Here is a 19,827-nt window from a genome sequence, read left to right as displayed (position 1 = left end):
ATACCTCGGTCAGGCCGCGCGCCTGATGGTCGGCATGCCCGACTACGACAACTACGTCGAGCATATGCAGAGCAAACACCCGGACAAGCCGGTGATGAGCTATGAGATGTTCTTTCGGGAGCGTCAGGAAGCCCGTTACGGTGGCAAGGGCGGGCCGAAGTGCTGTTGATCCGGTTATCGGATTAACGGCAATACCTGTGGGAGCGAGCCTGCTCGCGATGGCGCCGTATCAGTCAACATTCTGTTGAAGCTGACGGCCCCTTCGCGAGCAGGCTCGCTCCCACATTTGTTTTGTGTATTTTTCTGATTTTGTGCAACAGGAGATTCAGCGTGTCCTCTCCCATCCCCGTAACGATCCTCAGCGGCTTCCTCGGCGCTGGCAAGACCACCCTGTTGCGTCACCTGCTCAAGGCCGAGCACGGTCTGAAAATCGCCGTGATCGAAAACGAATTCAGTGATGCCGGTATCGATACCCAGTTGTTGGGCGATGAACCTGTGCAAGTGATGACGCTGTCCAACGGCTGCGTCTGCTGCACTATCCATACGGACCTGACCAAGGCACTTTATCTGTTGCTCGAGCGTCTGGACCAGGGCGACATCGCCTTCGACCGTCTGGTGATCGAGTGCACCGGCCTGGCCGACCCGGCGCCCGTGGCGCAAACCTTTTTCATCGACGAAGAATTGCGCGAGCGCTATATCCTCGACGGCATCATCACGCTGGTCGATGCGGCACATGCCGGCTTGCACCTGACCCAGACCATCGCCCAGGCGCAGATCGGTTTCGCCGACCGCTTGCTGGTGAGCAAGCGCGATCTGGTGGACGAGTCGACCTTCACCGCATTGAGCGAGCGCCTGACCCGCATCAACCGTCGCGCCCCGATCCGCGTGGTCGACCACGGCAAGATCGACCTGGCCGAGTTGCTCGACGTGCGCGGTTTCAATCTCAACGCCGACCTCGGTGGCGGGGTGAGTTTGCGACCGGTCAGCCAGGCACCGTCCATCGACCGCATTTCCAGCCTGGTGCTGCGCACCGAAAAGCCACTGGATATCGACAAGCTCAGCGAGTTCATGAACGAACTGCTGGAGGAACATGGCAAGCAATTGCTGCGCTACAAAGGCGTGTTGAACATCCTCGGCGAACCGCGACGCATGGTGTTCCAGGGCGTCTTGAAGCTTTATGGATTCGATTGGGATACCGAATGGGCCGACGATGAAACCCGCGAAAGCGTGATTGTGTTCATTGCCGATGACTTGCCGGAAGAAAAGATTCGAGAGGGGTTTGCGCGGGTGGCGGCAGAGTAAGGTCTGTCGTTTTCAGCGGGCCTGATGCCGCCATCGCGAGCAGGCTCGCTCCCACATTTGTAATGCAGTCCCCTGTGGGAGCGAGCCTGCTCGCGATGGCAATTTACCCGGCAACACGATTATGGCTGACTACCAATCCAGAGTTCAGTAGTACCTCCTCAAGATGATCCAGATGCCGGTTCATCAATATTTCGGCCATCACAATATCCCCACGTTCCACCGCATCGACAATCTGCATGTGCTCCCGCCAACCGCAATAGTCATCTGTTTGCTCCTCACACTGCGCAATCGCCAGCGATGTCAGCGGCACCAGACTGCCAAGAAAATGCGCCAGCGGTGCATTTCCAGCCATTTCGGCCAACTGCAGGTGAAACTCTCCCGACAAACGAATTGCCCGGCCACGCTCAGAGCACTCTCGCTCGCTATCGACTAGTGCCCGCAGCCGCTTCAGGTCTTGCGCGCAGGGTCGCTGACACGCCAGCCGCACCAGCATGATCTCGGCCAGCCGCCGGGCATGCAGGGTCTGCCGGGTCTGCTCGGCATCAAGTTCGGCGACGCGGGGACGATGGTTGACTCGCAGGAGAATGATTTGCCGATGGGACAAACGCGTCAGTACATCACGCATGTCGCTGCGTCGAGCACCGAACATCTGCGCCAGGCTTTCTTCCGTAAAGCGGCTGGCCGAATGGATGCGCTGTTCGAAAATGGCATCGAGGACCAGCGAATACAGATCATCCACCGAAGGACGGATGGGCAGGGTAGCGAGTGTTTGTGGCGAGGCGAAGCCGATCATGGCCAATCTCCAGTGCGAAGAGGTTTCAACTGCCGAGGTTGTCTTCCGGGATGTTCAGTTCAATGCCCATGCGCTGGCCTTCGCGCAAAATGTGCCGACGCATCTCGGCACTGGCCTGGGCGCTGTTCTTGCTGCGAATCGCCCGCACCACGGCTTCGTTTTCTTCAAGGCGTTCTGCCAGATGCTCTGGGGAGTTGCGCAATACTTCAGCGCTTTGCTTGAGGGCATTGCTCGTTTGCTGGACCACGCTCTGGAAGATCGGGTTCGAGGTCAGGGTGAACAATTCCTCGTGGAAAGCGATGTAAGCGCTGGCACCGGCTTCACTGTCGCCAGCCTCAAGGGCTTCGCGCATGTCCATCAGGGTCAGGCGCAGTTGCCCGACTTCCTTGCTGCTGATGGACTGCGCCACCAGGCCGACGATGAACGGTTCGAGGGTGTAGCGCAGTTGCAACACATCTTCGAGGCTGGCGCCGGCCACGGCATTGTCGTGGCCGGCGCTGTCGCTCAATTGCACATCGAGTACCACAACGCCTTTGCCCGGCATTGAACGCACGAGGCCGAGGGTTTCCAGTACGATCACCGCTTCGCGCAGGCTCGGGCGACTGATGCCCAGTTGTTCGGCCAGTTCACGCTGGCCCGGCAACATGTCGCCGGAGCGCCACTGCCCCTTGGCCAAAGCGGCCCGGAGTTTTTCTACCACTGAGTTGACGACGGTTGATGAGGTAATCACTTGTTCGCTCCGTGAGCCGTGCCTGCGGGGCGGCAGGCACGGCGGTCATTCAGAATTCTTTGGCTGCCGCTTGAGCAACCGGTTTTCGCGGCTGGAAGGTATAACCCGTCTGACCGGAAAGTACCTTGTTCGCCCGTTGCACATCGATGTCCTTTTCCCACCGAGCGATGGCGACGGTCGCCACGCAGTTGCCGATCAGGTTGGTCAGTGCCCGGCCGATGCCCATGAACCAGTCCACGGCCAGCACCAGCACCAGACCCACCACCGGAATCGCCGGAATGGCGGTCAGGGTGGCCGCCAGAATCACCAGCGCCGAGCCCGGAATACCGTGGGCACCCTTGGAAGTGATCAACGATACCAACAGAATCGTCAGCAGGTCGGTCATCGCCAGCGGCGTGCCGGTGGCGTTGGCGATGAATACGATGGCCAGGGTCAGGTAGATCGAGAAACCGTCGAGGTTGAACGAATAACCCGTTGGAATCACCAGGCCGACTGTTGAACTGCCGATGCCCAGATGCTCGAGCTTGCGCATGATTTGCGGCAGCACGGCATCGGACGACGCGGTGCCCATGACGATGAGCAGTTCCTCGCGCAGGTACTTGAGCAACGGCCACATCTTCAGGCCGGAGAGGCGCATCACCAGGCCGAGAATCAGGGCAACGAAGGCCGCACAGGTCAGGTAGAACAAGCCGACCAGGCTACCCAGGTGTTGCAGCGAGTCCAGGCCATATTTGCTGGTGGTGAACGCGATCGCGCCGAATACACCGATCGGTGCCAGTCGCACGATCATGCCCATGATGCGGAATATCACGTGGCTGAGTTCATTGATCAGCCGCGAAATACCCGATGCCGCCTCGCCCACCAGATTCAGGGCACTGCCGAACAACACTGAAAACAGCAGGACCTGCAGGATATTGTTATCGGCAAAGGCGCCGATCACCGAAGTCGGAATCAGGTCCATCAGGAACTGTGTGGTGGTGTGCATGTGCTGGCCGCGCTGGGCAATGTCACCCATGTCGGCGGCGGAGAGCTGCTCCAGATGAATGTTTGCGCCACTACCGATGCCGGTGCTGAAGGCGAACACCAGGCCGATCACCAGGGCGATGGTGGTCAGCACTTCAAAGTAGATCACCGATTTGAGGCCGATGCGCCCGACCTTTTTCAGGTCGCCGGCACCGCTGATGCCGCTGACCACTACGCAGAACACAATCAGGCCGATGAGCATTTTGATCAGCTTGATAAAACCGTCACCGAGCGGTTTGAGCTGAGCGGAGTATTCGGGAAGGGTCAGCCCGCAGACGATGCCGAGCACCAGTCCGAGAACCACTTGGAGGAAGATTGAACGCGAGCACCATCTGAGCATGGGAGGAATCCTGGTCGGTGTCCTGGCTGCCGTGCGCCAGGCGCATCGACTTCAGGACTTAATTATTGTGGTCTTACCGGTATGTCCAGTGCAGGCGCAGTCTAGGCGGTGTTTTCGAGTGTTCGCAAGTAAAATTTCGAAAATTGGCATGACCGGTCTTACCAGTTGTACTGGTCCTGTAGGAGCGAGCTTGCTCGCGAAGGTCGTCAACGATAACGAGTGCTTGCTGGTTCAACGCATCATCATTGAAATCATCGCGAGCAAGCCCGCTCCTGCAGAAGCATTTCACGGGCGAAAAAAAACCGGCCATCTCTGGCCGGTTTCTCATGACTGCGGTTTAGCGGGGCTGATTAAGCGCCGTACACCGGCAGCTTCTTGCAGATAGCCTTGACCTTCTCACGAACGGCGTCGATCACCGCTTCGTTGTTCAGGTCAGCCAGGATGTCGCAGATCCAGCCGGCCAGTTCCTTGCACTCGGCTTCCTTGAAGCCGCGAGTGGTCACAGCCGGAGTGCCGAAGCGCAGGCCGGAGGTGACGAACGGGGAGCGTGGGTCGTTTGGCACGGAGTTCTTGTTCACGGTGATGAACGCTTTGCCCAGAGCGGCATCGGCGTCTTTACCGGAGATCTCCTGCTTGATCAGCGACAGCAGGAACAGGTGGTTCTCGGTACCGCCGGAAACCACGTCGAAGCCGCGCTCGATGAATACGCTGGCCATGGCCTGGGCGTTTTTCACCACTTGTTGCTGGTAAGCCTTGAACTCAGGCTGCAGCGCTTCCTTGAAGCAGATCGCTTTAGCGGCGATCACGTGCTCCAGTGGGCCACCCTGGGCGCCCGGGAATACCGCGGAGTTCAGCTTCTTCTCGATGTCGGCGTTGGCGCGAGCCAGGATCAGGCCACCACGTGGACCGCGCAGGGTCTTGTGGGTGGTGGTGGTCACGACGTCAGCGAATGGAACCGGGTTCGGGTAGACGCCAGCGGCGACCAGACCGGCCACGTGGGCCATGTCGACGAACAGGTACGCGCCAACCTTGTCAGCGATAGCGCGGAAGCGCGGGAAGTCGAGGATCTGCGAGTAGGCAGAGAAACCGGCCACGATCATTTTCGGCTTGTGCTCGACGGCCAGGCGCTCGACTTCGTCGTAGTCGATCAGGCCGTTGGCGTCGATGCCGTACTGGATGGCGTTGTACAGCTTGCCGGAGGACGAAACGCTGGCACCGTGGGTCAGGTGACCGCCGTGGGCCAGGCTCATGCCCAGGATGGTGTCACCGGCCGACAGCAGGGCCAGGTAAACGGCGCTGTTGGCTTGCGAGCCAGCGTGCGGCTGAACGTTGGCGTAGTCGGCACCGAACAGCTCTTTGGCGCGATCGATCGCCAGTTGCTCGACAACGTCTACGTACTCGCAACCACCGTAGTAGCGCTTGCCCGGGTAGCCTTCGGCGTACTTGTTGGTCAAGACCGAGCCTTGAGCTTCCATCACCGCAGGGCTGGTGTAGTTTTCCGAAGCGATCAGCTCAATGTGCTCTTCCTGGCGCTGAGCTTCTTGCTCCATGGCGGCAAAGAGATCGGCGTCGTACTTGGCAATAGTCAAATCACGGCTGAACATGGCGGTCCTCAAGGATCGGGGGCGGAAAAGGGGGGCATTCTAACCCAACGGGTTTTAGATGGCATATGAAACGGCATCATGTCGCGGACAAGTGGTGTTCATGCGGGGATTAGCGGTGATCGTGCCGGCCTCTTCGCGAGCAGGCTCGCTCCCACAGGGGATTGCATTCCAAATGTGGGAGCGAGCCTGCTCGCGAAGAGGACATCCGAATCACCACGAAGCTTCAGTCGAACATGAACAGCGCATCATTGCTGAACTGCCCTTCGAACCGTCCTGCCGGCATCGGACGGCCGAACAGGTAACCCTGCACCTCGTCGCAACCGTGCTCCCTGAGAAAATCAAGCTGCTCGTGGGTTTCCACGCCTTCGGCGATCACCGCCAGGTTCAGGCTGTGGGCCATGGCAATGATCGCCCGGGCGATTTGCGCATCCTGCTCGCCCGACGGCAGGCCGTCGACGAAGGTGCGGTCGATCTTCAGCACGTCGATCGGGAACTGCTTGAGGTAGTTGAGCGATGAGTAGCCGGTACCGAAATCGTCGACCGCAATGCTCAGGCCGAGGTTTTTCAGGCCATCGAGGATCTGCATCGCCTCGCTGACTTCGCGCATCAGGATACTTTCGGTGAGTTCCAGTTCCAGGCACGCCGGCGGCAGGCCGGTTTCCTTGAGGATGGTGGCAATTCGGGTGCCGAGCTGGCCGTCGGAGAACTGCCGCGCCGAGATGTTCACCGACACCTTCGGCACCCGTACCTTGGCCTGGTGCCAGGCCTTGAGCTGGCGGCAGGCTTCGCTGATCACCCAGTCGCCGACATCCACCACCAGCCCGAGCTCTTCGAGCACTGGAATGAAATCCCCCGGCGGCACCAGCCCGCGACGTGGATGGCGCCAGCGCAACAGTGCCTCGGCACCGGTCAGGCGCTTGCCGTCGCCACTGAACTGCGGTTGGTAATACAGCACGAATTCGTTCTGTTCCAGGGCGTGGCGCAGGTCGCTTTCCAGCTCCAGGCGCTCCAGCGCACTGGCGTTCATGTCCGCCTGATAGAACTGGAAGTTGTTCTTGCCACGCTCCTTGGCGTGGTACATCGCGGTGTCGGCGTTCTTCATCAACTGGCTGAGTTCGTTGCCGTCCTGCGGGCTCAGGGCGATGCCGATACTGGCCGTGACGAAGAACTCGCGGCCTTCGAGTACAAAGGGTTTCACCAGGCTGGCGAGAATCTGTTCGGCCACATGAATGGCCCGGTTCAGAGCGATTTCACGGTTGGCCCGCGGTTGCAGGAGCAGGGTGAATTCGTCACCGCCCATGCGTGCCACAGTGTCGTCATCGTCGACGCAACCGAGCAGGCGCGTGGCCATTTCCTTGAGCATGCGGTCGCCGGCGGCGTGGCCCAGGGAGTCGTTGATCGGCTTGAAGCGATCGAGATCGAGGAACATCAGCACCACCCACGACCTCTGCCGTTCGGCCGATTGCAGGGCCGTGTGCAGGCGATCCTGGAACAGCGTGCGGTTGGGCAGGTGGGTCAGGGCGTCGTAGTAGGCGAGGCGGTGAATCCGCTGCTCGCTGGCCTTGCGCTCGCTGATGTCGCTGAAGAAACACACATAACTGGCCAGGTCGCCTTCGTCGTCGAGTACGGCAGTGATCCCGACCCAGGCCGGATAGTGCTCGCCGTTGCGGCGCTTGAGCCAGACTTCGCCTTCCCAGGTGCTGTGCTGGCCCAATTGCTTGAGGACGTAACGCAGGTGGGATTCCTGCTGCTCGTCGACGGTCAGCATGTTCGGCAACTGATCGAGGACCTGTTCCACGGCATAACCGCTGACACGGCTGAAGGCTTCGTTGGCCTGGACGATGTAGCCGGCCGGGTCGGTGATCAGGATCGCCGAGGTCGAGTGTTCGAATACCGTGGCGGCCATGCGCAAGTCTTTTTCGGCCCGGCGTTGCTGGCTGATGTCGCGGCCGACGCCGAGCACGCCTTCGAACGTGCCGTGTTCGTCCCAGACCAGTACCAGGCGCAGTTCGATGGGGATCTTGCGCCCGTCGGCCCGCAGGCAATCGAACAGGAACAGTTGGGTCTGCACCTGGCTGCGCAGCAGCGCCAGTTGGTCCGGCTGGTCCAGCGCTTTGCTGACCCGGTCCATCAGGTGGTAGATGCCGGTCAGTTGTTGCGGGTTGGCGATGGTCGATTGCCAGCCGTTCTGGAAAATCCACTCGGCGTCGTAGCCCAGCACGGCTTGCACCGAAGGGCTGACATAATTGAGGTTGAGGCGGCTGTCGGTGGAGAAAATCACGTCGCTGATGCTTTCGGCGAGCATCCGGTAGCGCTGCTCGCTGTCGCGCAGCGATTCACTGGCTTCGATCTGGTCGGTGATGTCCTTGGCCACGCCGATGATCCGCGTGACCTGGTCGTCCTTGTCTCGCGCCAGAGCCTGTTCGCGAATCTCGAAGCGTCGCCACTGGCCGTCCCGATGGCGAAAGCGCAACTGGCACTGCATCAACTGGCGATAACCGGCCTGGCGCTGGACCTGGCGGGAGCGATGGTAATAGTCGGCGTCTTCGGGGTGCAGGAGGATTTCCCAGAAGTATTCGCCCATCTGTTGCAATTCGGTGCGGTTGTAACCCAGGGTCTGGCCCAGGTGGTGGTTGCTGAAGATCATGCGCTGGCTGATCACATCCTGCACATACAGGTGATCCGGCACCGTACGCACCACATCCGACCAGAACCCTTCGCGCTCCTGCAATGACAGTTCGATGAGCTTGCGGCTGGTGATGTCGGTGATGCTCAGGATCACCGCTTTATGGTCGTCCGGGGTTTGCGGCAGGCGCAGCACCAGCCACAGGTGCTGGTCGCGACCGCTGGCGTCCTGGAGCTTGATTTCCAGCTCAAGCTGTTGCTGCCGGTTGAGCAGTGCGTCGAGCACCTGGTTGCCGATGGCGGTGCCGTCCAGCGGATTGCCGTCGATCAGCAGTTTCCAGGCCTTGTCTGCGCTATCGACATTGAGCAATTGCAGCGCGACCTGGTTGACCTCGGTGATCCGCAGTTCCTTCAGCAATTGCCGGCGTTGTTCCGGAATCGCCAGCCACGCTTGCAGCTGCTCGCTGCCCTGCAATTGCGCCTTGTCGAAAAAAGCCTTGAGCCCGGACATGTCGAGGACACACAACGCCACGCCGGTGCCTTCGAAAATGTCCTGATAACGCCGACGCCCCTCATTCAACTGGCGCTGACGTCGGCGCATGTTCAGCAAGGCTAGAAACGGCAGCATGGAAAACGCCAGGCCCAGCAGGCATTTGCCGATGAACGCCGGCAGCAGTTCCTCCAGCACGCGCTGACGATCGAACAAACCGCGCAATTGCCAATCGCTGCTGCTCAGCGGCACCGTCAGCACGCTGTTGGCGACATCGTCTTCGGTCAGCGTGCCCGGATTGACCGAGGGCAGCGCTTCGTCGCGACTGATGATCTGATGATTGATGCGGTTCTCCACCAGCCACAACGGGCGGCCACCGGCCTCGCTTTGCTTGGTCAGGGACGAAAAGAAGGTGGGAGTCAGGCGCAAGGCCCAATAGCCTCGGGAGCTGCCGCTGGCCTGATGCAACAATAAATGCACCACGGAACCGTCGGTGGCATTGCTGAAGTAATGCGCCTGGGCGTGGCTGCGGCGTACCAGTTCACCCAGGTAGTCGCTGTCATCGCTGTCGGGAGCGCTGTCACTGATGACTTTTCCCGAGGGGCTGAGCAACGCCAGGCTGCGCAGGTCAGGCAGCGACTGTTGCAGTTTGCGCAGCAGGGCCTGCAGTTCATCGGCGTCCTGCGGTTGTTCGACGATCGGCAACAGGTTGAGGGCGATCTGCGCGTTGAGCGACATGTTCAGGCTGACCTGCGCGGCCAGGTCGGCGGTGTAGTCGATGGTGTACTGACGCTGGTTCTTCTGGGTTTCCCGCAACTGGTCGAGCAACTGCCAGAACAGCAGGGCCAGCAGCAGTAATACGAGTGTCGCCAAGGTGCCCTTCAAGGTCCCGCGCAGGGGGGAGCCTTGCGCAGTGGTCGGCGCACTGGAAGTCAGAGGCGGAGGAACATTGGACAAGCTGTAATCCTGCGGTTTGGCTGGACTGGCGCGACGTGCACTATAAGCCGGACGCCCGAAGGGCGGCTAGCATGCCTTGAGTTGTGGCTAAGTGCCAGCCCCTGCCCGTCGGCTGGACTGCCACCGGTCATTAAGGTAGCTTTGCGGGTTACGCGGGAGCGTTCCAGCTCCTAGACTCAGACTTTTTTCAGCGCGCACGTCTTGATCTCCTCAAGCGGGCGACGCGCACGGTCTGGCCGGGCATTGCCTGCGCTCCAATCATTCATCAGTCACTGACCCTAGGTTCTCCATGGCTCAATACGTATTCACCATGCATCGGCTGGGCAAAGTTGTTCCGCCGAAGCGGGAAATCCTGAAAAACATTTCTCTGTCGTTCTTCCCCGGCGCCAAGATCGGCGTGCTCGGCCTTAACGGTTCGGGTAAATCCACGCTGCTGAAAATCATGGCCGGCGTCGACACCGAGTTCGAGGGCGAAGCCCGTCCGATGCCGGAGCTGAACATCGGCTACCTGCCACAGGAACCACAACTGGATCCGACCAAGACCGTGCGTGAAGTGGTCGAAGAGGCGGTCAGCGTGATCAAGGACGCCCAGGCACGTCTGGACGAGGTTTACGCGGCCTACGCCGATCCGGATGCCGATTTCGACAAGCTGGCGGCCGAGCAGGCCAAGCTCGAAGCCATCCTGCAAGCCAGTGACGGCCACAACCTGGAACGTCAGCTGGAAGTCGCCGCCGATGCACTGCGTCTGCCGGCCTGGGATGCCAAGGTTGAACACCTCTCCGGTGGTGAAAAGCGTCGTGTGGCCCTGTGCCGTCTGCTGCTGTCCGCCCCGGACATGCTGCTGCTCGACGAACCGACCAACCACCTGGACGCCGACTCCGTTGCGTGGCTTGAGCACTTCCTGCACGACTTCCCGGGCACTGTGGTAGCGATCACGCACGACCGTTACTTCCTGGACAACGTTGCCGGCTGGATTCTGGAACTCGACCGCGGCGCGGGCATTCCTTACGAGGGCAACTACTCGGGCTGGCTGGAAGCCAAGTCCGACCGTCTGGCTGCCGAATCCAAGCAGCAGTCGGCCCACGAAAAAGCCATGAAGGAAGAACTGGAGTGGGTGCGCAAAGGCGCCAAGGCCCGCCAGTCCAAGTCCAAGGCTCGTCTGCAACGCTTCGAAGAAATGCAATCGCAGGAATTCCAGAAGCGCAGCGAAACCAACGAGATCTATATCCCGGCCGGTCCGCGCCTGGGCGACAAGGTCATCGAGTTCAAGAACGTCACCAAGGGCTACGGCGACCGCGTGCTGATCGACAACCTGTCGTTCTCCATGCCTAAAGGCGCCATCGTCGGCGTGATCGGCGGTAACGGTGCCGGTAAGTCGACCCTGTTCCGCATGCTGATGGGCAAGGAAACGCCGGATTCGGGCAGCATCGAAGTCGGTGAAACCGTACAGCTTGCCTGTGTGGACCAGAGCCGCGAAGACCTGGACGGCAGCAAGACCGTGTTCCAGCAGATCTCCGACGGTTCCGACCAGATCCGCATCGGCAACTACGAGATCCCGTCGCGTACCTACGTCGGTCGCTTCAACTTCAAGGGTGGCGACCAGCAGAAGTTCGTCAAGGACCTGTCCGGTGGTGAGCGTGGTCGCTTGCACCTGGCCCTGACCCTGAAGGAGGGCGGCAACGTCCTGCTGCTCGACGAACCGTCCAACGACCTCGACGTTGAAACCCTGCGTTCCCTGGAAGAAGCCCTGCTGGACTTCCCGGGCGCCGCCATTGTGATCTCCCACGACCGGTGGTTCCTTGACCGCGTCGCGACGCACATCCTGGCGTACGAAGACGACTCGCAAGCCGTGTTCTTCGAAGGCAACTACACCGAGTACGAAGCCGACCGCAAAAAGCGCCTCGGCGAAGCGGCTGCCCAGCCGCACCGTGTACGCCACAAGAAACTGGCCTGATTTCGGGTTGGTTGCATAAAGAGCGGAGCCTTCGGGCTCCGTTTTTTTTGCCTGTGTTTTTTCAATGAAACCGAGTCGCGCCATTCGCGAGCAAGCCCGCTCCCACAGTGGAACGCATTTCAAATGTGGGAGCGGGCTTGCTCGCGAAGACGGTGTTTCTAATGGTGCAAGACTTGAATTGTGAATCCCTGTTCAGGTGCAAAAATTCTCAAAAAACCAGGTTAATTTATATCCTGTGCACCATTTAATTTCATAAGTGCGACATTTTGCGCTGTTCTTGTGCGCGAATCGTTTGTTACAGTCCGGCTCAATCTCCTCCAACGACAATAAATTTGCCGAGACTTTTCCATGATCGAATCCGTCGAATCCTTCCTTGCGCGCCTGAAAAAACGCGACCCGGATCAACCCGAATTTCACCAGGCTGTCGAAGAGGTCCTGCGTACCCTGTGGCCGTTTCTTGAAGCCAACCCGCATTACCTGACCTCGGGCATTCTGGAACGCATCTGCGAGCCGGAGCGGGCGGTGGTGTTTCGCGTGTCGTGGGTCGACGATCAGGGCAAGGTCCAGGTCAATCGCGGGTTCCGCATCCAGATGAACAGCGCCATCGGCCCGTACAAGGGCGGCCTGCGTTTCCATCCGTCGGTGAACATGGGCGTGCTGAAATTCCTCGCCTTCGAACAGACCTTCAAGAACTCCCTGACTTCATTGCCCATGGGGGGCGGCAAGGGCGGTTCGGACTTCGATCCGAAGGGCAAGAGCGATGCCGAGGTCATGCGCTTCTGCCAGGCCTTCATGAGCGAGCTGTATCGCCACATCGGTGCGGACGTTGACGTGCCGGCCGGGGACATCGGCGTCGGTGCGCGGGAAATCGGTTTCCTGTTCGGTCAGTACAAGCGCCTGAGCAACCAGTTCACCAGTGTGCTGACCGGCAAAGGCCCAAGCTATGGCGGCAGCCTGATTCGCCCGGAAGCCACCGGTTTCGGTTGCGTGTACTTCGCCGAAGAAATGCTCAAGCGCCGTGATCAGAGCGTTGAAGGCAAGCGCGTGGCGATCTCCGGTTCCGGCAACGTTGCCCAGTACGCAGCGCGCAAGGTCATGGACCTGGGGGGCAAAGTGATTTCCCTGTCCGACTCCGAAGGCACGCTGTATTGCGAAGCCGGCCTGAGCGAAGATCAGTGGCTGGCGTTGCTGGACCTGAAAAACGTCAAGCGCGGGCGGATCAGCGAGTTGGCGGCGGCGTTTGGCCTGGAGTTCCGCGCCGGCCAGCACCCATGGTCGCTGCCGTGCGACATCGCGCTGCCATGCGCCACGCAGAACGAACTTGATGCCGAAGCTGCGCACACTCTGCTGCGCAACGGCTGCGTATGCGTGGCCGAAGGCGCGAACATGCCGACCACGCTGGAGGCTGTGGATATCTTCATCGAGGCCGGCATTCTGTTCGCCCCGGGCAAGGCATCCAACGCCGGTGGCGTGGCCGTGAGCGGACTGGAGATGTCGCAGAATGCCATGCGTCTGTCGTGGACCGCAGGTGAGGTGGACAGCAAGCTGCACGCGATCATGCAGTCGATCCACCACGCCTGCGTGCACTACGGTGAAGAGAACGGACGAATCAACTACGTCAAGGGCGCGAACATCGCAGGCTTCGTCAAAGTCGCCGATGCAATGTTGGCCCAAGGCGTGGTTTAAGACGGTTCGATGCGGATCACTTCAATCACTTGATCGCCAGCAGGGCGCTGCCACAGCACCTCATCGTTGAGTCGTGCGCCGAGCAGCGCCCGGCCCAGCGGTGAACCCCAATTGATCAGGCCGTGGGCGGCATCGGCCTGATCTTCGCCTACCAGTTGTACCCGGCGTTCGGTGTCGTGTTCATCGGCATAGGTCACCCAACTGCCGAATTGCACTTTCTCGCTCGAAGTCGCGGCGGGTACCACCTGAGCGCTGCCCAGACGCTGCTTGAAGTAACGCAAATCACGTTCGAGATCCACCAGGCGCTGCTTGTCGGCCTCGTCGCCTTTTGCCGATTGTTCAGTGTGCAGGGCCTGCAGTTCGGCGACCTTGGCCTGCAACAGGCTGAGGCCTTGCGGCGTGACGTAATTGGTCTGCGCGCTGACCTGCCGTTCGACAGGCTGATCGGTTTGCGTGGCGGCGTTATCTTCATGGACGAAGGCACGGCTCATGGAATTCTCCCGGCATAGGGTTTGGATCATGGTCGCAGGCATCTGGTTTCACTGGATGTCTGAAAGCGACTTACGGCGAGTGGCAGGCCCGGGCGGCGTCCTGATCTTTTTGCTGCCGCCAGGCTTTGTCCCGTTCCTTCAGATGGCTGTTGCGCCCGGCGCCGACCGATACGCGGCTCATAAGGAAAGTCTAGAAGTGGATTGGCCGGGTGGTTGTGAAAGGTGTGCATGCATTTCGTCGAGCACTAAGCAACCCATGTGGGAGCGAGCCTGCTCGCGAAAACGTAGTGTCAGCCAACATTTTTGGGGCTGACACACCGCCATCGCGAGCAGGCTCGCTCCCACAGGGAACTGCGGTGCTTTCGGGTCAGTAGTGATACCACTTGACCTCAAGCAGCACTTCGTTCTCGGGCGTCGCCAAATGGCTGAACTCGCGCCGGGCACTCAAGCGCAGTCCGAGATTGCGGGACATTTCCCATTGCTGATTCAGGCTCAGGCTACGACGCACTTCACCATTGGTGAAGAAATCCCCCTTGGCTTCCAGGCTCAGGTTGCCCAGCGGGTTTTTCCACAACACACCATTGTTGAAGCCAGCGGCCGGCGCGACGAAGGCAGCGAAGTCATTGTTGTGCTCGATACGCACGGTTCCCAGGGCAAATCCGAGCAGGTCATCGCCCAGTTGCCAGGTCCCGCCGCCACCGCCGTTGACGTGGCTGACCAAGGTCTGGTCATCGTGCTTGCCCGGCACTCGCTCCAGGCCACCGGTGACTTGCCATGACAGCGGTTGCAGCAATTGGTTACGCGGGGTCAGGGAGCGAATGGTCGCCAGGTCCAGTTGCTGCACTTGCCAGTCATTGCCTTCGTACTGGCGCAGTTTCAATTGCAGGATTTCGATCTGCGCGCCCAGTGGAAAGCTTTCGCTGTTGTCATTGAGGTCGTGATAAGCCATGCGCAGGCCGTACTCGCCAAAGGCTTTGTCACCCCGGGTGCCGAGGCCGAGCTGCCAGGTCCGGGACTCGTGACCGTCTTCAGGCAGACCGGGTTGCGCGATGTCCAGCTCCGGCGCCGGGTTCTGGTTGATTGCCCGCAGCAGTTCGAAGCTGCGTTGGGCGCGCGCCGGGTCGCGTTCCTGGCCATTGGCGCGATAACGCTCCAGTCGATAGGCCGCATCGATGATCAGTGCCTGGCGCTCGCGCGGTTGTGCCTTGAACGCCGGGGTCTGCAATTGGCCCTGATCGGCGCTGACTTTCAGCACCCATTGCTGTTCCTCCGGGTTCAGCGGCTCGGCGCGACTGAGCAGCTCGCGCTCCCGGGACGGACGATACTGGATGGACTCCACCAGCCCGGCGCTTTTTACCGCTTTGACAGTGTCGGTCGGGATGGCCGTGAGCGGGAATTGTTCGGTCAGGCGCAGGCCCGGGCGGGCCACCTGCAGCAGTTCCAGTAATCGGTATGAGCAGTTTTCGTCGAAAAAGAAATAGTCGAACCTGATCTGCTTCAGCTCCCAGACGTGCTCGACCATGCGCGCGGTTTCCTGTCGGGTCAGGTTCAACCGGTATTCCCACAGGTCGCGGTTTTCCAGGCTGCGGTATTCCGAGAGTTTTTCCTGGTAGGGCACCATCGCGAACAAGCCGGGGTAACCACCCATCAGGCCTTTCCAGGCATAAAGGATGCTGTTGTCCGAGCCCTCGATATAGGCGCCGAAGTTGATCGCGTAACTGAGCAGCGAAGTCTTGTCGCTCTTCACTTCGGCCTGATCGATGCGCAGCAGCGTGTGGCCAAACATCGAGGACGGGCTGTTCAGATAGGCTGCCGGGAAGATCATCACCGCACTGTCCGGTGAGACGTCCTTGAACCATTGCTTGAACCCGGCGCAGTCCGGCGTTGGCAGGCCGGTCAGGTCGAGCTGCTCTTTCAGCCAGCGGGTACGGGCAGGGTAGACGCATTGAGCGTGTGTTTCACCGGCACTGGCCGGGGCGTACAAGGCTTGTACCGTCGCCGCCAGTTCATGCTCCGGATGTTCGTTGCCGTCAGCGGCGAGGAAGAATTTCCTGTCGCTGACATAGCTGCGCCAGCCGCCGAGCTTGGCGGTTTCGTAATGGCCCAGGGAAATCCAGAAAGGGTCGTTGGCCAGTTGCTGCAAACGTTGTGGGTCGATATGAGGCGCGGCGGACAGCGGGGCGCAGACACACAGCGCCAGCCAGGCAAGGCGTTTGAGCATAGGTGGCAACTTGAACAGGAAAAAATGAAGTCCCAACGGGGTGGATGTCTTTTACCTGTAGGAGCTGGCTTGCCAGCGATGGTTTCAAAGGCGCTGTGCTTATCCAGTAAACACGCGTAATCGTTAACGACCATCGCTGGCAAGCCAGCTCCTACAGTCAGCGACATTACCCGAGGAGGGGCAGGTCCAAAAACAAATCCCGCTTCCCGAGGGAAGCGGGTCGGGTCGAGCTTATGCCTGGGTGGCGTACTTGGCCAGGCGAGGGTCGGCTTTGAGCACGGCCAGGGTATTGGTATGCACGTCTTCGGCAGTTACGTCAGCCTTGCTGAAGATCTGCTGGAAGTGCTCGTGAGTGACGGCGGCGAAGTGCGCACGGTCTTCCGGCGCCACGCCCAGTACCACGGCATAGGTGGTCAGCGCTTCACCCTGACCTTTAGCCATGTCTTCGGACAGCTCGTTCATCATGCCATTCATGGCAAACCAGGATTTGCCGCCATAGGTCAGCGACGCATTGGTCGCGCAACCGTTGGTGCCGGAGGTCATGCCGAAGGTTGCGTTGCCGGAGGTGCCGTTGGTGGTGGATGCCATGAAGTGAGCTGGAGTGCCACGCTGGCCTTCGAACAGCATGTTGCCCCAGCCGCAATCCGGGCCGCCCGGCGCCTGGGCCATGGCGTTGATGGATACAGCGGTGAAGAGAGTACCGAGAAGAATCCGTTTCATAGCTTTGTTCTCTTATGTGCATTCCAATGGACAAGGGGTCTGGCCCGTCTGGTGCCAGTGGGCCGGGCATTAGTCCAGCCGCGCAGTTTGGAGTTTAGGCACGATCACGGGGTTCCGTGATTTTTTGCAAAACATTCCTGGAAAACGGCAGCGAACGCCCGGCCCGCCTGGGCTTGGCGGATTGACGATGCTCAGGTCTGCGGCGCTCCTTGCCAGTCGGGCATGGGCAGCGCCAGAATGATGTCATCCGCCCCGCCTGATTGTTAAGGAAGCCCGATGCCTGATCCTGTTGCTGCCAGCTTGCGTCTAGCGCCCGAAGCGCTGACCCGTCCGTTTTCCGCTGAACAGTTCAGCTTCTCTACCACCAATGATCTGGAGCCCTTTCGCGGTGTGCTTGGCCAGGAACGTGCAGTCGAAGCCTTGCAGTTCGGTGTGGCCATGCCACGCCCCGGTTACAACGTATTTGTCATGGGTGAGCCCGGCACTGGCCGGTTCTCGTTCGTCAAACGCTACCTCAAGGCCGAAGGCAAGCGCCTGCAGACCCCGGCAGACTGGGTCTACGTCAACAATTTCGATGAGCCCCGCGAGCCGCGCGCACTGGAGCTGCCGTCGGGCAGCGCTGGCGCCTTCATCGCAGACATCAACGGTTTGATCGACAACCTGCTGGCGACGTTTCCGGCGGTCTTCGAGCATCCGTCCTACCAGCAGAAGAAAAGCAGCATCGACCGCGCCTTCAACCAGCGCTACGACAAGGCCCTGGACGTCATCGAGCGCCTGGCGCTGGAAAAGGACGTCGCGCTGTACCGCGACGCCAGCAACATCGCCTTCACTCCGATGGGCGATGGCAAGGCGTTGGACGAAGCTGAATTCGCCCAGTTGCCGGAAGCCGAGCGCGAGCGCTTTCACGAGGATATTTCGGCCCTGGAGGAGCGCCTGAACGAGGAACTCGCCAGCCTGCCGCAATGGAAGCGTGAGTCGAGCAACCAGTTGCGTCATCTGAACGAAGAAACCATCACCCTGGCCTTGCAGCCATTGTTGTCGCCATTGTCGGAGAAGTACGCCGAGAACGCGGCGGTATGCGGCTATCTGCAAGCCATTCAGGTGTATTTGCTCAAGACCGTGGTCGAGCAACTGGTGGACGACAGCAAGACTGACGCTGTCGCCCGCAAATTGCTGGAAGAGCAATACGCGCCGAGCCTGGTGGTCGGTCACTCGGCCAGCGGCGGTGCGCCTGTGGTGTTCGAGCCGCACCCGACCTACGAAAACCTCTTCGGCCGTATCGAATACAGCACCGACCAGGGTGCGCTGTATACCACCTACCGCCAACTGCGGCCGGGGGCCTTGCACCGGGCCAACGGTGGGTTCCTGATCCTGGAAGCGGACAAGATGCTCAGCGAGCCGTTCGTGTGGGACGCGCTGAAACGCGCCCTGCAATCGCGCAAGCTGAAAATGGAATCACCGCTGGGTGAACTGGGCCGCCTGGCCACCGTGACCCTGACTCCGCAACACATTCCGTTGCAGGTCAAAGTCGTCATCATTGGTGCCCGTCAGCTGTATTACACGCTGCAAGACCTCGATCCGGACTTCCAGGAGATGTTCCGCGTCCTGGTGGATTTCGACGAAGACATTCCGATGGTCGACGAGAGCCTGGAGCAGTTCGCCCAGTTGCTCAAAACCCGTACGTCCGAAGAGGGCATGGCACCGCTGACCGCTGATGCGGTGGCACGCCTGGCGACTTACAGTGCCCGTCTGGCCGAACACCAGGGGCGCTTGTCGGCGCGTATCGGCGACTTGTTCCAACTGGTCAGCGAGGCGGACTTCATCCGCCATCTGGCCGGTGATGAAATGACCGATGCGGGGCACATCGAACGCGCGCTCAAGGCCAAGGCCACGCGGACCGGGCGGGTTTCGGCACGGATTCTCGATGACATGCTGGCCGGGATCATCCTGATCGACACCGCTGGCGCGGCGGTCGGCAAGTGCAACGGCTTGACCGTGCTGGAAGTCGGCGACTCGGCCTTTGGTATACCGGCACGGATTTCCGCCACGGTGTACCCGGGCGGCAGCGGTATTGTCGACATCGAGCGCGAGGTCAACCTCGGCCAGCCGATCCACTCCAAAGGCGTGATGATCCTTACCGGTTATCTGGGCAGCCGTTACGCCCAGGAGTTTCCGCTGGCGATTTCGGCAAGCATCGCCCTGGAGCAATCCTACGGTTATGTCGATGGCGACAGCGCTTCCCTGGGCGAGGCCTGCACCCTGATCTCGGCCTTGTCGAAAACCCCGCTCAAGCAGTGCTTTGCCATCACCGGTTCAATCAACCAGTTCGGCGAAGTGCAGGCGGTCGGTGGCGTCAACGAGAAGATCGAGGGCTTCTTCCGCCTGTGTGAAGCCCGTGGGTTGACCGGTGAGCAGGGGGCAATCATTCCTCATGCCAACGTCGCCACGCTGATGCTCGACGAGAAGGTGCTGGCGGCGGTGCGGGCAGGGCAGTTCCATGTCTATGCGGTCCGTCAGGCCGACGAAGCCTTGAGTCTGCTGGTTGGCGAGCCGGCCGGCGAGCCGGACGAGAATGGTGAATTCCCTGAAGGCAGCGTAAACGCGCGGGTTGTGGAGCGCCTGCGGGTTATCGCGGAAATGATCAGCGAAGAGGATCTGAAAGAAGCCGAGAAGGAGTTGGCGCAGGAGGCTTTGGCGGAAACCAAGCCGGCGTGATGCACCTGTGAATTGAGCTGTGTCGCTCTACTGTGGGAGTGAGCCTGCTCGCGATAGCGGACTTTCATTCGACCAATATGTTGAATGTTCGACCGCCTTCGCGAGCAGGCTCGCTCCCACAGTTTTTTGTGGTGGGTGTCGAAAAGCGTCGTCGAAATGACGTCAATATTCACACT

At 60.3% G+C, this 19,827-nt stretch carries 13 protein-coding genes; 5 read left to right on the top strand and 8 right to left on the bottom strand.

Going from position 1 to position 19,827, the window contains the following annotated elements; all coding sequences use genetic code 11:
* Positions 1-169 (top strand): YbdD/YjiX family protein (locus ACLD1X_RS25785; RefSeq protein ID WP_429372580.1); only part of this gene is annotated, 169 nt, incomplete at its 5' end.
* A gap of 161 nt (positions 170-330) precedes the next feature.
* Positions 331-1,302 (top strand): GTPase, encoded by a 972-nt coding sequence (gene yjiA / locus ACLD1X_RS25780; protein ID WP_429372574.1) that lies wholly within the window; start codon positions 331-333, stop codon positions 1,300-1,302.
* Between the two features lie 103 nt (positions 1,303-1,405).
* Here yjiA and ACLD1X_RS25775 read toward each other — a convergent pair whose 3' ends face one another.
* From ACLD1X_RS25775 to ACLD1X_RS25755, 5 genes are all read right to left on the bottom strand, one after another.
* Positions 1,406-2,095: a GntR family transcriptional regulator gene (locus ACLD1X_RS25775; protein ID WP_429372572.1), complete on the bottom strand. Its 690-nt coding sequence runs from the start codon at positions 2,093-2,095 to the stop codon at positions 1,406-1,408.
* Between the two features lie 25 nt (positions 2,096-2,120).
* Positions 2,121-2,825, bottom strand: coding sequence for a FadR/GntR family transcriptional regulator (locus ACLD1X_RS25770; RefSeq protein WP_429372570.1), 705 nt, complete (start codon positions 2,823-2,825; stop codon positions 2,121-2,123).
* Between the two features lie 49 nt (positions 2,826-2,874).
* Positions 2,875-4,188: a C4-dicarboxylate transporter DctA gene (locus ACLD1X_RS25765; protein WP_429372568.1), complete on the bottom strand. Its 1,314-nt coding sequence runs from the start codon at positions 4,186-4,188 to the stop codon at positions 2,875-2,877.
* A gap of 350 nt (positions 4,189-4,538) precedes the next feature.
* The gene (gene glyA / locus ACLD1X_RS25760; protein ID WP_008022534.1) at positions 4,539-5,792 is read right to left on the bottom strand and encodes a serine hydroxymethyltransferase; all 1,254 of its coding nucleotides are present in this window, start codon (positions 5,790-5,792) and stop codon (positions 4,539-4,541) included.
* A gap of 223 nt (positions 5,793-6,015) precedes the next feature.
* Positions 6,016-9,864: a sensor domain-containing protein gene (locus ACLD1X_RS25755; RefSeq protein WP_429372566.1), complete on the bottom strand. Its 3,849-nt coding sequence runs from the start codon at positions 9,862-9,864 to the stop codon at positions 6,016-6,018.
* 289 nt (positions 9,865-10,153) lie between these two features.
* On the opposite strand from ACLD1X_RS25755, the gene ettA reads away from it, so the two are divergent.
* Positions 10,154-11,818, top strand: a complete 1,665-nt coding sequence (ettA, locus tag ACLD1X_RS25750) for an energy-dependent translational throttle protein EttA (protein WP_007970893.1) — start codon at positions 10,154-10,156, stop codon at positions 11,816-11,818.
* A gap of 348 nt (positions 11,819-12,166) precedes the next feature.
* Positions 12,167-13,504 (top strand): NADP-specific glutamate dehydrogenase, encoded by a 1,338-nt coding sequence (gene gdhA, locus ACLD1X_RS25745; protein ID WP_429372563.1) that lies wholly within the window; start codon positions 12,167-12,169, stop codon positions 13,502-13,504.
* Here gdhA and ACLD1X_RS25740 read toward each other — a convergent pair.
* The 3 genes from ACLD1X_RS25740 to ACLD1X_RS25730 all read right to left on the bottom strand — a co-directional run bounded on the left by ACLD1X_RS25740 (position 13,501) and on the right by ACLD1X_RS25730 (position 16,936).
* Positions 13,501-13,995 carry a GreA/GreB family elongation factor gene (locus tag ACLD1X_RS25740; RefSeq protein WP_429372561.1) on the bottom strand — a complete coding sequence of 165 codons (495 nt, stop codon included), beginning with the start codon at positions 13,993-13,995 and terminating at the stop codon, positions 13,501-13,503. The genes gdhA and ACLD1X_RS25740 overlap by 4 nt on opposite strands.
* A gap of 367 nt (positions 13,996-14,362) precedes the next feature.
* On the bottom strand, positions 14,363-16,216 hold the full coding sequence (locus tag ACLD1X_RS25735; RefSeq protein ID WP_429372559.1) for a DUF4105 domain-containing protein: 1,854 nt from the start codon (positions 16,214-16,216) through the stop codon (positions 14,363-14,365).
* Positions 16,217-16,447: 231 nt separating this feature from the next.
* The gene (locus tag ACLD1X_RS25730) at positions 16,448-16,936 is read right to left on the bottom strand and encodes a DUF3015 domain-containing protein (protein WP_223454785.1); all 489 of its coding nucleotides are present in this window, start codon (positions 16,934-16,936) and stop codon (positions 16,448-16,450) included.
* A gap of 276 nt (positions 16,937-17,212) precedes the next feature.
* On the opposite strand from ACLD1X_RS25730, the gene ACLD1X_RS25725 reads away from it, so the two are divergent.
* Entirely contained in the window at positions 17,213-19,651 is a 2,439-nt protein-coding gene (locus tag ACLD1X_RS25725) for a Lon protease family protein (RefSeq protein ID WP_429372556.1), read from the top strand.
* Positions 19,652-19,827: the final 176 nt, after the last annotated feature.

It is taken from the genome of Pseudomonas sp. 18173, assembly GCF_050432945.1.
Lineage (GTDB): Bacteria > Pseudomonadota > Gammaproteobacteria > Pseudomonadales > Pseudomonadaceae > Aquipseudomonas.
This window is presented reverse-complemented; position numbering and strand designations above follow the sequence as displayed.

What these genes read in the sequence shown, in the direction of transcription:
- ACLD1X_RS25730 (WP_223454785.1), bottom strand. Translation starts at nt 16,936, where the DNA reads ATGAAACGGATTCTTCTCGGTACTCTCTTCACCGCTGTATCCATCAAC.
- gdhA (WP_429372563.1), top strand. Translation starts at nt 12,167, where the DNA reads ATGATCGAATCCGTCGAATCCTTCCTTGCGCGCCTGAAAAAACGCGAC.
- ACLD1X_RS25775 (WP_429372572.1), bottom strand. Translation starts at nt 2,095, where the DNA reads ATGATCGGCTTCGCCTCGCCACAAACACTCGCTACCCTGCCCATCCGT.
- ettA (WP_007970893.1), top strand. Translation starts at nt 10,154, where the DNA reads ATGGCTCAATACGTATTCACCATGCATCGGCTGGGCAAAGTTGTTCCG.
- glyA (WP_008022534.1), bottom strand. Translation starts at nt 5,792, where the DNA reads ATGTTCAGCCGTGATTTGACTATTGCCAAGTACGACGCCGATCTCTTT.
- ACLD1X_RS25735 (WP_429372559.1), bottom strand. Translation starts at nt 16,216, where the DNA reads ATGCTCAAACGCCTTGCCTGGCTGGCGCTGTGTGTCTGCGCCCCGCTG.
- ACLD1X_RS25725 (WP_429372556.1), top strand. Translation starts at nt 17,213, where the DNA reads ATGCCTGATCCTGTTGCTGCCAGCTTGCGTCTAGCGCCCGAAGCGCTG.
- ACLD1X_RS25765 (WP_429372568.1), bottom strand. Translation starts at nt 4,188, where the DNA reads ATGCTCAGATGGTGCTCGCGTTCAATCTTCCTCCAAGTGGTTCTCGGA.
- ACLD1X_RS25740 (WP_429372561.1), bottom strand. Translation starts at nt 13,995, where the DNA reads ATGAGCCGTGCCTTCGTCCATGAAGATAACGCCGCCACGCAAACCGAT.